Source organism: Pseudomonas sp. MRSN 12121 (genome assembly GCF_000931465.1).
Classification (GTDB): Bacteria; Pseudomonadota; Gammaproteobacteria; order Pseudomonadales; family Pseudomonadaceae; genus Aquipseudomonas.
This window is the reverse complement of sequence record NZ_CP010892.1, coordinates 3,076,033-3,090,801: the sequence shown is the minus strand read 5'-3', so window position 1 is coordinate 3,090,801 and position 14,769 is coordinate 3,076,033. Positions and strand designations below refer to the sequence as shown.

The 14,769-nt window shown below is 69.7% G+C and carries 2 protein-coding genes; both read right to left on the bottom strand.

Annotated elements, in window-relative coordinates:
* Positions 1-4: 4 nt before the first annotated feature.
* Positions 5-1,711 carry a ShlB/FhaC/HecB family hemolysin secretion/activation protein gene (locus tag TO66_RS14130; RefSeq protein ID WP_044462905.1) on the bottom strand — a complete coding sequence of 569 codons (1,707 nt, stop codon included), beginning with the start codon at positions 1,709-1,711 and terminating at the stop codon, positions 5-7.
* Positions 1,712-1,965: 254 nt separating this feature from the next.
* Complete coding sequence (locus TO66_RS14125) at positions 1,966-14,637, bottom strand: filamentous hemagglutinin family protein (protein WP_044462904.1); 12,672 nt, start codon at positions 14,635-14,637, stop codon at positions 1,966-1,968.
* Between the last annotated feature and the right edge of the window lie 132 nt (positions 14,638-14,769).

Here is a 14,769-nt window from a genome sequence, read left to right as displayed (position 1 = left end):
CGATTTAGAGGAAAAAGTCCAGGCGGAAGTAGATCGGCGCTTCGCGCTCGCTCAGAGCATCCGGACGTTCAAGGGAATGGGCGAAGGTCACGCTGGTAGCCAGGTGCTGGCCGCGGGCGAACAGCTCCAGGGAGTTGCTCGACATCCGCCCGTGGCGGTCGCCGTTGTAGCGGTCGCCGCGGATCACGCCCTGGTCGTAGCCCAGGCTGCTGCCGTATTCGGCGAACACCGGGCGCAACCAGCCGAGAGTCACCGGCCGGCTCCAGCGCAGGTCGTTGCGCCAGTAGCCGCCGCTGTCGCCGGACAGCGACTGATCCTTGTAGCCACGGATCGACGACTGCCCGCCCAGGCTGGTGCGCTGCGGGCTGAACAGCACGTCTTCGCTGCGCTGGCCGGTCATCAGGCTGCTGAAGCTCAGGGACTCGCCCCACAGCTTGAACGGCTGCAAATAGCTCAGGGTGGCGGTGTATTTGCGGTAGCGCGCATTCGGCTCGCCCGGCCCCGGGTGGTCGTTGCCCTGGGCATCGAAGGCACCGATGCCGTTCTGCATCCCCAGGTCGAGGTTGACGAAGGCACTGCCGACCCGACGCCCGTGGTTGAGGCCGAACTGGGCTTCGCTGAGGCGGTTGCTGCTCAGCTTGAGCTTGCTGTCTTCGATGAAGTTGTTGGTGCGCAGGTAGGCCAGACCGGCGTTCAGGGAGGTCTTGCTCAGCGCGTCGCGATAGATCACGCGCTCGGCGCGCAACTGATGGTTCTGGCTGTCGCCGGTCTGCTTGAAATTGAAACCGTTGGCCTGGGCCTGGGAGCGGTACTCGCTCTGGCTGTAGGTGTAGCTGAAGTTCCACCAGCCCCAGGGCAGGCTGTAATTGAGCATGGCGTTGTTGGAGGTGTGCTGGTGGTCGCTCATGGCATCGTGGCCGCCGCGCAACGCCAGCTGGTCCGCCAGCCCCAGCGGGCTGTCCCAGTCGAAGGTGGTGCCCCACTGCTGTTCGCCGGTGCTGCGCTGGCCGTCGTTGCTGCGCGACAGGCCGACCCGCCAGGGCTTCTGCGGGGTGTTCTTGACCAGCACCGTGCTGCCGCCGACGGCCGCGCCGGGCGCCAGCTCCATCTGTGCCTGGTTCGACGGCAGGCGGTTGAGCTGATCCACCAGTTGTTCGATTTCCCGCAGGTTGACCCGCTCGCCGACCTGGCCGGGAAAGGCCATGGACAGCTCACGGTCCGACAGCTGGCTACCCTCGGCGCCCTTCAGGCCTTCGAGCCGGCCTTCGACCACCAGCACCTGCAAATGGCCCGTGGACAGGTCTTGTTGCGGCAGGTAGGCACGGCTGGTGACCAGGCCCTTGTCGATGTAGCGGTCGGTGATGACCTTGAGCAGTTCGTTGAGCTGGCTGACGCCCAGGCACTGGCCGATGTAGGGCTTGAGCAGGCGCTGCTGCTCGTCGGCGCCGAGGCTGTCGGCGCCCTTGAGCTCGATGTCCCGGATGACGAAGCAGCGGCTATCGACAGGGGTCGCGGGGGCCTCGGGAACAGCCTCCTTGCCGGGCAGGTCCTTGAGTTCTTCCAGGCGCCGGCGCTGCTCTTCGAGCAGGCGGTCCTGGCGTTCGCGGATCAGGTCGGTATCACCGGGGGTGGGAGCGGCATGAACGGAGTGCAGCGGAGTCAGGCACAGCAAAGCCAGGCACAACCTCCCCGCGAGGGCGGGTGAGTACATGTTCGATCCCTCGACACAACTGATATCAAAATAGTGGCGCGATGTTAATTTGCCATTATTTTGCCGTCAATCATTCGTCGGACCGCTTGATACGCCACGCGCCTCCCTGGTCGGTTGACGGTTTTTGGCCGCCGCGTAGAACCCTTGAGCTAGAGCCTTCGCTGCCTTTTCTACGAGAAGGCGCACGCCTTTGTGCCAGGGCAAAAAAAAGGGGCGATCGACGATCGCCCCGAACAGTGTTGCCACGAGAGAACCTATAAGGTCAGTTGCCGCCGCTCTTCCTCGGTCAACTGCTGCCGCGCCTGGTCGCTCAGCGGTCCGGCACCCAGGACCTGCACCGGGCTGTCCGGGTTGTAGCCCGGGTTGGCCCGGCTGGCGCCGTCCTGGCTGGGCGCCAGGCGTTCCTGGCCGAAACTCAGGACCTGCACGGTGAACACCGACGGCAGGTTCTGCCGCGATGCCGCCTGCTGCTGCCGCGCCACGTCCTCGGCGGCCTGGGTCGCCGAAGACGCGGCCGCGCTGGCCGAGGTCAGGGCGCCGGTGTTGACCGCTGCCACCACCGGGATCCCCGAGGACTTGCCCTGGGTCTGGATGTTCGCCGCGTTGACCACTTGCAGGGCCGCGATATTGACGTTGCCCGAGACGCGGATGCCCGCCTCGCCGGCATCGATGGTGCCCAGCGGCGCGATCAGGTCGATATCCCCCGGCGCCACCTCGGGGATCGGGTTCAGCGTGGCGATCCCGGCGCCGGTGCTCGGCACCGACGGCGACAGGGTCACGTTGCCCCAGTTGTCATAGACCCTCCTGGGCGGGGTGTAGACCACGGTGGTCTTGGAACCACGCCCGGCGTTGATATCGCCCTCGGCCGACCAGCCGAGGATCGAGCCGCCGAAGGTGGTCATGATCCGGCTCTGGCCCAGCAGGATGCTGCCCTTGGCGTACAGCTGGATATTGCCCTGGCCCTGGGTGATCACCCCCGCGGTGGCCGGCGGCGCCTCACCCTCGATGCCGAACACCTGCTGCCCGCCCGGGGCGAGCATCTGGATATCGCCGCCGAGGTTGGTGTGCACCCCGGCGCCGCCGTACAGGGTGATGTTGCCCTGGTAGACGATCGGGTTGCCGGCCACGTCGGTGTCCGGGAACAGCGCGGCAATGGCGTTGCGCCCGCGCAGGTAGCTGCCGCGGCGCGGGCCATCGGCCTGGTTGTATTCCAGGCCGCCGGCGCGCAGTTCGGCGAAATACACCTGGCGCGCGAACAGCCCCTGCTCCACCGCCGGCAAGCCGGCGAAGTAGGCCCGGGCCTGTTCGGCGCTGCCGCTGAAGCCGTAGCGCAGCTTCAGCCAGCTGGCCAGTTCCGTCTCGTAGGTCTTGGCCACCTTGCCCGGTTGCGCGGCCAGCGACGCGCTGTCGCTCGCCAGGTTGGCCGGGTCGAGATAACGCGCGACGAAAGCCCCGTAGTTCGGCCCACTGGCGCCGGCCCCCGCCTGCAGGACGATGCTCGCCCCCGGCCGGCTGTCGCCCGGCACCAGGGCGCCGAGGCTGGTGACCGAGGCCCTGTCTTCCATGCGGATATCGCGCCCGGCGTTGATTTGCAGCAGGCCGGGCCCGGCGACATTGAAGCTGCTGTAGAGGATGTCGCGCCCGGCCGAGACCAGGGAGATGTCCAGCGGGTCGCTGTGCACGAACAGGTTGCCGCTGCTGGTGCCGCCACCCAGCAACGGCACGATGGCCGTGGCCTGGCCCAGCTGGGTGCCGCTGTTGACGATATCCCGGCCCGCCCGCATCCAGACCGGCGCGGCCGCGTCGTACCAGGTCTGGCCCGGACGCAGGCCGGAAGCGCTGAAGTTCAGTTGCTCGCCCGAGCGGATGCCCACCAGGTCGCCGGCCATGGCATAGAAGCGCGCCGGGTCCCGGCGACCGTCCAGGGTGGTCAGGGTGTCGCCGCCAAAGGCGAAGAGCGGGAAGTTGCCCATGCCTTGGGTGGAAGACAAACCGTCGGCGCTGAGGTTGCTCACCAGCAAGCGCTCGTCACTGTCCTGTGTGCGCCCCTCGAAGGCCGGCGCGAACGGCGTCGGCAACAGGCGGCTGTCGGCCCCGGACTGGTTGAGCGCGTAGCCACCGGCGAAGATCGAGCCGCCCGCGAGCAGCTGCAACTGACCGCCGGGCGAAGGCGCCAGTACCAGGGAATACGCCGAGGTTCTCTGGCCACTGCCGGTGTAGAGCGCCGAAGAGCCGTAGTACAGGTTGCCGCCGGGGGCCACGGCCCGCAGGATCGAGGGATAGATAAAGCGCCGGTCGGTAGGCGAAGTATTGAGTTGGCTGCGTGGCGTCTCACTGTTGCCCACCGCCAATTCGCCGGCCTGGGTCGAAGGCGTCAGGTTGCCCCCCGCCGCGAACAGGTCGATGGCGGTGTGCTCGGTCCACAGCGAAAACCAGCCGTTGCCGCCGCCCGCGTAGGCGGTGCCGTCCAGGCTGAACGCCGAGGTATTGTGCTGCCGCGTGCGGCCCGGATCGACCGCACCGCCCAGCACCAGGTCGCCACGGGTATTCAGGCTGACCGTGGCGTCGCCGGGAATGATCACCAGCCCGCCGGTGGCATTGGCCACCGAAGCCGAATAGGGATCGTAGGCCCGCACTTCGCGGGCGTCCTGATTGAGGCTGAAGCGGCCGAAACTCTGCTGGATGCCGCCCATGGCCCCGGCATTGGCCTGCACATTGCCCCGCAGGTTGATCAGCGCGCCGTTCAAGTCGTGGTTCTGCCCCACCGCGGCCCCGCCGCCGACACTGGAGGCCCGGGCGTCCAGGGAAGGATTGAGGCCACCGCCGATGTTCAGCTTGAGGTCGCCGCCCCCGGTCAGGGCCAGGCTGCCATCGGCGGCCACCCGCCCGGTGCCGCCCACCGCCAGGATCAGCGCCTCGCTGCGCGGCGCGGCCCGGGTCGAACGGTCGCCACGCCGCAGCAAGGTGCCGGCATCGGCGCCGACCCGGACGTCCAGATTGCCACCGCCCAGGGTGCCGATCCCGGTGAAGCCGGTGACCTGGGGCATGGGCACGCCTACGGTCGGGGTGACATAGGTGCCGAAGTTGATCCACCAGGCGCTCGGGACCGCCTGGTCCAGCGCCGCCGAGCCGCTGCCCTGGCGCCATAACCAATTGCCCGTGCCGACGCTCGACAGGGCACTGCTGCCGGTACTCTGGTCCTGGTCCCAGGTACTGCCCAGGGCATCGCCGCGCAGGCTGCCCGCCGTCGACAGCAACAGGTTGCCGCCTTGCTCCGGGTACCAGGCCTGGTAGAGGCTATCGCCCGATACCAGCTTTTCGTAGGCCGCCACCTGCTCGTCGAAACCGGCCTTGTAGTTGGCGTCCTGGTACAGCGAGAGGCTGTCGTAGGCCCCCAGCACCGTGCCTTTGCTGCCCACGCCGCGGGGCGCGGCAAAACCCGCGCCCCGCGTCGGGGACTGGGTGCCGGCGGTATAGACGCCGAAGACCGATTGCATGGCGAGGTCGCCGCCGGCGATCAGGTCCAGGTCGCCGGTGCCGGTGCGCAGCACGCTGAAGATCGGCGCCATGGCGCGCACCGCGATCACCTCTCCCGGCTTGTCGGGTTCGCCCGGCTCGCCCGGCTTGAACACACAGAGCCCTGGCGCCCAGTCGCAATAACCATTCGCCAGGTCTTCCGGGGTCAGCGGTTGCCCCACCACGCCCCCCAGCCAGCTCCAGTCCGGACTTTCCGCTTCAGGCCCCCAGACCCAATGATCGACACTGGGCTTGAACTCGCAGAGTCCCGGGGCCCAGTCGCAATAACCGTTAGCCAGGTCTTCCGGGGTCAGCGGTTGCCCTACCACGCCACCCAACCAGCTCCAGTCCGGACTCTCCGCCTCCGGCCCCCAGACCCAATTGCCCCCTGGCTTGCCGGGCACGATCTCGCGGTCCCGGAACAGCGAGTAATGGGTATCGGCCAGGATTAACTGGCCATCGACCACCCCGGGCCGGACGCTGCGGGTGTCGGCAGCCGCGGTGTCGGCGCCGCTGACCAGGCGCAGCGACCAGGATTGCGAGCCCTCGGGCAGCAGCCCGGCGACCGCCCAGTTGCGCCCCTGGCGCTCGCCGTCGGCCGGGCGCAGCGCCACCGACAAGGCGCCGTTGGGCAGCTTGACCTCGGTCTGCGACGGGATCAGCGCGCCGGCTTTCAGCGCCAGGTCGCCATTGAGGGCAAACGTATCCTGCTGCCCGGTCGCCGGATCGAGGGTCGCCGGCAGCGCCACGCCCTTGGGCCAGAGCATGGCCTGCAAGGTGGTGCGGCTGCCCAGCAGGGTCCCGGCGCCGAGCCGGGTGCCGACCGGCAGGGTCACCGCCTGTTCCAGCAAGGTGCCGGCGGCGTACAGCAGGCTGCCGTCGGCGGCGCGCACCTCGCCGCGCAATACGCTGCCGGCCTCCAGGGTCAGCGCTTGCGCCAGGCGCCCTTCGGTGGGCAGCACCACGCCACTGGCGAAGGTGGTGGCCTTGAGCGGCAGGTCGTAGTTGAGAGTCTTGCCGCCGAGGAACAGCGTGCCGTCGGCCAGCGTCACACCCAGGCCCGGCACCACCAGCTCGCCGCCAAACGGCTGCTTGCCCGGCAGCAATACCCAGCCGGCGTCGTCCGGGGTCGCCGGCGGTGGCGTGAAGCCATCGGTCAGGCTACCGCGCACTTCGAGGTTGCCGGCGGTGCGGATCGCCAGGCTGCCGGTCTCGCCGGAGCCGTAGACCGCGGTCCGGGCGAAATGCGGATTGAGGCTGGCGTAGCGGTAGCCGGACAGGTCCAGGTCGCCCTGGATCACCAGGTCCCGCTCGCTGCTGAGCTGCACCCCGGGGCGCAGGTGCAGGGCATCGTCGTAACCGCCCGCGGTCAGGCCGGCCAGCTTGCCGTCGAGCAGCGTGGGGTTGCTCAGCGCGGCGTCGATGAAGGCCGTGCTCTGGGCGTGCTTGAGGTCCATGTACGCCTGGTTGATCACCCGGTACGGCTTGCCGCTGACGGCCTCGCTGCCGTCCTTGAGCACGGCGTCGCTGTCACTGTCGTCGTAACGCCAGATGCCATTGACCGCGATCGAGCGAGCCCCGGCGATCTGCTGGCGGCCGCTGGCGTCGATATCGATATCGCCGCTACTGACCCCGCCCAGGCGCGGCGCATTGAGTTCCAGGGTGCCCCGGGCCTGGCCGTCATGCTGCCCGGGCTGGCTGCCCGGGGTCGCGGCGGTGCCGTGGCGCAGGTCGATGCGGCTGCCCTCGGCCAGCACCAGGCGGCCGTCGCCCGACGTCAGTTCCACCACCGCGCGGTTCGGCGCGTCGATGATCTTGCCGTAGCTGTCGACCCGCAGTTGCGTGCCGTGGGCGTCGAGCAGCGCCGAGCCGCCCAGGATCAGGCCGTTGCGCGCCGCCAGGCGGATGCTGCCGACCTGTTCGCCGCTGGCATCCACGGTGCCGAGCACCGTCAGCCGGCCATTGTCCAGGGACAGGTTGATCTCCCCGGCCTTGAGCTCGTTGCCCAGTTGCAGGTCGCCCTGCTTGAGCTGGAAGCTGCGCGCGCCATAGACCTGGCCGTCGTTGAGGCGCTGGTTGAGAGCGGCAAAATCCCCCACGCCCTGGGCGCGGATATCCACTGCGCCAGCCTTGTACGCCACCCGGGTGCCGCCGGCGTCGTAATGCCCGGAACTGCCGCCGAGGATCGCCCCCGCCAGCTCGACCTGGCCGGCGGCCGGGTCCAGGGCGATGGCGCTCAGGGTCCCGGCCTTGTTGTTCTGTGCCGACAGGTCGATCCGCGAGCCGGCAGCCTGGCGGATATCGCCGCCGCGGCTTTCCAGCAGCACATCGCCGCCCCAGCTGTACTTGTTCAGGTCGTTGAACGCCACGGTGCGCCCGGCCAGGTCCAGCCGGGCATGGTCCGCCAGTACCAGGTCGCGCTCGGCCAGCAGGCTCAGCTTGCCGCTGGGCAGCACCACCGCAGTGTCCAGGTTGATGCTGCGCCCCTGCAGCGCCAGTTCGCCGCCCAGGGTGTTGATCGGCGCGGGCACGCCACCAGCGCCGGCGATGCGGATATCGCCGCCAGCCTTGATCCGGTTCACCGAGCCGGCTTCGCCGGTCAGCAACGGCGTGACGATATTCAAGTCGCCGCCGCTGTAGCGGTAGCCCTTGCCGCTCTCGTAGGCGCCCTGGCTCTGGTAGACCGCCAGGCTGCCCTTGTGATTGGCGGTCAGGCGCTGGCTGGCGCGCAGGTCGACGGTGGCGAACCCCAGGGCCAGGCGGTCGAAGGACGCCAGGCTGTCGGGTTGCGATTGCGGGCCGTAGCCGAATTCGATGCGTTCGGCGGCCAGTTCCAGGCGCCCGCTGCCGGTGCCGGCGCCCTGGTTGATCACCGTGCCCGGCAACCCGGCCGCGCCGTTCCAGGTCAGGTTGGCGGTGCGGATGCTGGCCACATCCCCGGCGTCGCCATACCCGTAGATCGCCGGCGTGCCGAGGATCAGGTTGCCCAGGCTGGAGACGCCGGTGACCGGGTCCAGGGTGCTCAACTGCGTCGAGCCATAGAAATTCAGCGAATCCCGGGCATTCAGGGTCAGGGTCTGCAGGGCCGGGGCGCCGCGCTCGCGGTCGCCGCGCAGCAGGCGGTCGAGCACCTGCTGGTTGAGGGTCAGGCCCGGCGCCAGGGCATGGCGCGCCGCGGCGTCGGCCAGGCTCTGGCTGCTGCCGATATTGACCCCGCCCACCGCCAGGGTCAGGTTGCGGGTGCCATAACGCACCTCGTCCCCCAGCTCGAACAGGTTGTTGGTGGCTGCCGCCAGGGTGCCTTCGGAATACAGCTGGGTCACGCCGCTGCACTGGCCGGCGCAACTGCCGATGCGAATGCTGCCCGGGCCCACCTGGCCGTTCTGCGCCGGGGTCGGCGGCAGCAGGTCGAGCCAGCCGTTGGACACCGCCAGCAGGCTGGTCCGGCCGGGGTCGTAGATAAAGCCATCGCGGGAGTCGTAGGCGCTGGGGCCGCGCCCCAGGGTATCGATCCCGGCGCCCTGCTCGACCACGATGCCCCCGGTGGTCATGCCACTGAGGAGCATCACTTCAGGGGCCGACAGCACGGCCCCCGAACGCAGGGTCAGGTCGCTCAGGTTGGAACTGAAGGCGATGTAGTTGCCGCCCTGGCCATATTGGCGCAAGCCGTTGCCGCCGATCCGCAGGCTGGCCGCGCCCAGGGCATTGAGCTGCGCCGCGTCGATCGAGGTGCCGCTAAAGCCCGCGCTCGGGCCGCCGGCGACGATCTCCAGCTGTGAGCTCTGGTTCTGGCTGAGCACGCTGGCGACGGTGCCGTAGCCGCCCTTGTCCGGGCTGAAGCGGCTGGTGCCGGCATAGGTGAAGGACGCCTGCCCGGTCTGGTTCTGCAACAGATTCAGGGTCAGGCCCTTGGCGTCGGCGGTCAGCGCGGCACGGGGAATGCCCAGGCGCGCCGCGTCGTTGGCGAGGAACTGGCTGAGGGAGGTTTCGTTGTATTGGGAGTAGCGGCGCAACACGTCGGCCGAGGTCAGGATCACCTGGCGCGACAGGCTGTCCTGGATCGAGGTGCCGAGGACCGACAAGCGGCCCGAGGTACTCCAGGAACCGTTGGCCATCGCCAGGCCCGGCTGCTGGGCGGCCAGGCCCGCGGCGCCGTTGAGCTCGACGCGGAACGCCCCGGGCAACAGCGCATAGTTGGCCGGCAACAGGGTATAGACCCCTGGGGCCAGCCCAGGCACCCCGGCGTCCAGAGTGATCTGCTGGCCGACCAGCGGATCCTGGGCGCCGCTCTGCCCGGCGCCCGGGGCATAACCGGCCTGGTGGCCGGGGACGATGGCGTAGACCGGGTTGCTGGCTCGCCCCGGCAGGCTGAAGCGCCCGTCGGCGCCGATCTGCACCAAGGGGTTGAAGCGCGCATCGGTAGAACCGCCGCGCCCGGAGACGAAGCCGGCGCCGGTCAGTTCGCCACCGCCCGACAGGTCCACCACCGCGCCGCCCTGGACATCGATCGACTGCCCCACCAACGTCAGGGTCAGCCAGTCGGCCCCCAGGATGGGGTTGAGCAGGCTCTCGGCCAGCGGCTTGCCGTCCTGGGTCCAGGTCTGGCCGTCCACCGTGCCGCCAAACGGCATGACCAGCCCCGCCGCGCTCAGGGAGGTCAGGCTGCCGGGTAGCAGGCGCACGGTCGAGCTGTTGTCTTGCGGGCCGCCGTTGAAGCCCAGCACCAGGCTGCCCTGCGGCGCGCGGACCACCCCACCCTGGTCGATGCTCTGGGCGGACAGCAACAGGCTGCCATAGGCCGAATAAGGCACCGCGGGATTCTCGACGCTGCTGCGGCCAATGCCCAGGTGGCGGGCGCGGATCTCGGCACGGGCCAGGGTCTGCGGGTAAAGCTGGGCCACCGTCAGGTTCAGGTCGCCCGGGGTGCTCAGGCGGGTCAGCGGCGTCGCGCCGGTGGGGCGCAGCAGGCGCATGTCGCCGGTGCTGTGCACCTCCATCGTGGCGAAGCCGCGCTGGTCCAGCGGCACCTGGCCGCTGCGCAGGTTGATGTTGCCGTGGGCGCCGAGGCTGACCTCGTCGCGGATATCCAGCAACTGGCTGGTCACGCGCAATTGCGCCTGGGTCGCCTGGGTCGAGGTGCCACCGCGGACCACCGGCACCGTCACCACCGGGCTGCCGTTAGTGTTCTTGGCGACCTCCGCCAGCCGCACATAAGGGGCGTCGAGCCTGACCCGGGTATCGGCCGCCGCGCCCTCGGCCAGCCCCAGGGAGGCCGAATACAGTTGCAGGCTCTGGCCCAGGGCCAGGTCGATATCTCCGTCGAAACTGATCTGGCCATGGCTCAGCAGCGCCAGGTTGCCAAAGCCGCCGGCGTCGACCTGCTCCACGCTGAGGTTGCCCTGTCCATAGGCCAAGGTGCCGGAAGCGCTGCCCTCGCGCGCCTGACGACGCTGGCTGAGCCGCAGTTCCCGCGCGACCAGGGGCGCATCGCTGCCCAACTGGCCGTAATCATAGGCGGCGGTCTCCAGGACCACCGCCAGGCTACCGCCCGCCGCCCCCTGGCCGCCAGCGGCGGCGCGCAGGTCGCCGTCGAGAAGCAGGCCATTGAGCGAACTGAGGCTGATGCTGCCGCCATTGCTGGCCAGGGTCATCGGCCCGGCGCCCTTGATATCCAGGGTCGCCTGGGCACCGGAAGCCTCGAGGCGCGAACCGGCCTTGAGCTGCACGAACAGGTCCGGCGCCGCCGCGCGGCCCGTGGCCGGGTCCAGGGTGCCGCCAATGACAATGCTGCCACCGTCGCTGACCTTGCCGTAACGCCGGCCCTGGGCATCCAGGGCCGTGACCGCGCGCCCGGAAACATCCACCACAGCCTGTTCGCCCAGCCGGATCGAGCGCTGATGCGCCACGCTCAGGGCCTCGCCGTCCACCTGCGGCATGCGCGTGGCGCTGATCGAGACCTTGCCGCCATGGGCGATCAACTCGCCGTCAACGTTGACCTGGCCGATGCCGCGCAAGGCGATGGACTGGCCATCGTCGACCCGCAAGGCGGCGCCCTGGCCGACGTCCAGGACCACGCTGGCACTATCGGCGGCACTCGGAGCGAGCCCCCCGGCCTGCAGGGTCAGGCTGGCACCCGCCCGCTGGCTCAGGCGGCCCTTGAGCGGATCCTCCTGGTAGGCGTCCGGCAACCAGGTCTGCAAGGCATCGGCGGCCGGCTCGCCGCTGGCGACACTGGCGGTGCCGGCAGCCTGGGCATAGACCGGCGCCCGCACGTCCACCCGGGCGCCCTCGGCGACCTTCAGCCCCTGGTTGCCGGTGATGTCGTAGGCGCCGAAGCCCTTGTTGAAAAAGTCCTCGGCCAGGACCAGGGTCTTGGCCTCGGCCGCTGCGGCGCCACCGATCCGCACCTGGCCCGCCTGCAGGCTCAGGGTGCCACCGCCACTCACGCCCTGGCCCTTGAGCTGGCCGGCCAGGCTCAGCACGCCAAGGCTGGCGCTGGTGCCGGCATTGGCCGCCAGGGTCAGATCGCCGCCCTTGCCGCCGCGCAGGCTGCCGTTGACCAGCAGCGCCGCGCCGCTGCTGACATCCACCTGGCTGCCGGCGGCCAGGGTCAGGTCGCCGCGGCTGCGCAGCGACACGCTACCGCCGTTGATAAACGCCAGGCCCGAGTTGTCCTGCGGCGCCAGTAACAGGTTGCTCCACAGGCCGCTGGCATCCAGGCGCGCCCGCTCGCCCAGCACCAGGCTGGCGAGGGGACCGCCAGTCGAACCGATCTGCGTGTCTTCCAGGGGGGCGCCGGGCGAGCCTCTCTGCAACAGCACATTGCCCAGGGCGATACGCCCGCCATGGCTGGTCAGCCCGGCATTGACCCGTACCTGGGGCCCGTGCAGGCCGATCTCCCCCGCCGCCCCGACCCGCAGGTCGCCGTCGACCGTCACCTGCTCATAGGCGGCGATCCGCACCGTCCCCAGGTCGAAGCCGTTGAGCAGCCCGGTGTCCAGTTGCAGCCGCCCCTGGCGTTCGCCCAGGGCCGAGTCCAGGCCGATGTCCAGGGCCTGGGCGACCTGCCCCGGGGCCAGGACCACCTGCTTGAGGGTGCGGTCGGTGGCCTGCAAGGCGTTCTGCAAGGTGCCGCTGTCCTTGTGCCAGAACGGTGTGTAGCTGCCGACCAGCAACTGGGCGCCGCGGGCCACGGCGTTCTGGGTCTGGCTGTAGCCGTCGAGCCCGGCCTTGGCGGCCTGGGTCTGGCGATCGCCCTGGTAGGTGCTGCCCAGCAACTGGCCTTCGAGCACCGCGCTGCCGGTGCCGATCACCAGGCTGCCGGCATCGCGGCCGACGCTGTAGCCCTCTTCGTAGCGCTGCTGCGGCGCGATCAGCGGGTTGTAGTAGTAATCGGTCTGGCCCCAGCGCTGGCTGCTGTCCTCGTAGCCCTTGTAGATACCGCTGTAGAGGATGTCGCCCGGGGCCCGGGACAACTCGTAGAGGCGCCCGTCCGGGCCCTTGAGCCAGGTCTGGCGCACCAGGCCGCCCTGCACGTCGAGCGTGCCGCCCGACAGGTTGATGCTCGACCCGGCCTGGGTCACCACGTCGCGGCCGCTGAAGGTCACGCTGCCGCCCTGGGCCATCCACTCGCCCACCCCGTGGGCCTGGGTGCCCAGGTAGCCGCCCACCTCCAGCAGGCCGCCGGCGGTGTACCAGCGGTCCGTGGCGTAGCCGTTGGTCCCCGCCGGCACATACACCAGCTCGCGCACATCGACCCACACATCGTTGTTGTTCAGGCTGCCCCGGTCGCGGTTGCCGGCGGCATCGCGCTGCTCGTTGCCCTGGATATTGACCTTGACGCTGTTGGCCTCCATGGCCACCTTGACCCCCACCGCCCCCGCCACATCGATCAGCGCACCGTCGCGCACCAGGCTGCGCTGGCCGGCGCTGACCGCCACCTGGCCGCCGGTGGCCAGGGTGCTGGAGCCGGACTGGAAATCCACGGTGCCGCCGCTGACGATCTCCACCCGCGACTGGTCGGTACGGTCGACGACAGTACTGAGGTTGTCGAAGGCGCCACCGATGGTGTTGCCGGGGCCACCCAGCCCGTTCAGGCCGGCGCTGCGCTGGCCGTCCAGGGCGCTGCCGCTGGCGGCGTCCAGCAGGATCGCCGTGTGGCTGCCCTGGCCCAGGGTCACGCTGGAACCGCTGTCGCTGGCCGAGTTGAGCAGGTGCACGGTGCCGCGGCTGTCCACCGAGGTGGTGGCCAGGACCACACCGTTCTGCTGCACCTGGTGGCCGGTCAGGGTGATATCGCCGGTGGCGGCCTGGATCAGGCCGCTGTTGCTGACCGTGCCGGCCTGGCTGCCGGCCTTGCGGGTACTGGCCACCTCGTTGCCGCGGGTGGTCGAGGTGGTGTTGCCGGCGGTGCCGGCGCCCTTGCGGATGTAGAAGCTGTCGCCGGCCGCCAGGGTCGTCTGGCCCTTGGGCGTGACAATACTGCCGGCGTTGTCCACCTCGCTGCCCAGCAGCAGGACATAACCGCCGGACTCGGTGGACACCCCCGGCGTGCGGGTCTGGAGCAGCGCGCCCTGTTGCACCTGGATCTTGCCGGCGGCGTCGGTGAAGGTCGGTTGCGAGCCGCTGCTGTCGACATACAGCCCGCGCTCGCGGAACTGGCTGTCGCTGATGGTCGCGGCGGCGGCCACCAGGTTGCGGGTATCGACCTGGCTGCTGCCGCTGAAGATCACCCCGTTGCGGTTGACCAGCATCACCGTGCCGGCGGCCTTGATCTGGCCCTGGATCTGGCTGGGCCGCGCCTGCGGGTCGTTGACCCGGTTGAGCACCGCCCAGTCGGCCTGCTGCTGGAAATCCACCGTGGTGTTGCGCCCGACGTTGAAGGTTTCCCAGTTGAGGATGGCCTTGTCCGCGGTCTGGCCGATGCTCACCGTGGTCTTGCCGTCGGCCTGGGTCTGCAGCGGGTTGCGGGCGTTGGTCCAGCCCTTGGTCAGGGCGTTCTCGTCGACCTTGAGCCCACCCTCGCCCAAGCCGTCGGGAATGCTCGCCGCCGCCACCAGGGCCGAACGCCGCCCGGCCGCCTGGGCCGCCTGCTGCGCGGCGATCGCCGCCACGGTGTTATTGACGTTGCTCAACGACTGCTGCAACTGCTGGTTGGCCTTCAGTTGCTGGGCCAGGGGCGGCGGCGACCCGGGCCGCGGCAGGTTCCCCGCCACGGCGCCCGCCCCCACCGCCTGCTGCGCCGCGCCCTTGCTGGCGAACCAGCCGGCGCTGAACGCCGTGTCGGCCTGGGCGCTACCCGCCACCAGCAACAGGGCGATGGCATGCGCCAACGGATGGAGGCGCAGGACAGGCAATGCCTCGCCGCGGCTGGCGGACTTCAGAACAGGGTTGGGCTTACCGAGGCGCATCGCTCACTTATCCTTTTACATCGTCGCGAAAGAGGTCGGCGGCTGCATCCGCGGTGACAGACACAGCGCTCGCTAATAGGCGGTTGGCGCCACCCGGCACCGAACCTTTGTCATGAAAACTTCATCCGCCTG

What these genes read in the sequence shown, in the direction of transcription:
- TO66_RS14130 (WP_044462905.1), bottom strand. Translation starts at nt 1,711, where the DNA reads ATGTACTCACCCGCCCTCGCGGGGAGGTTGTGCCTGGCTTTGCTGTGC.
- TO66_RS14125 (WP_044462904.1), bottom strand. Translation starts at nt 14,637, where the DNA reads ATGCGCCTCGGTAAGCCCAACCCTGTTCTGAAGTCCGCCAGCCGCGGC.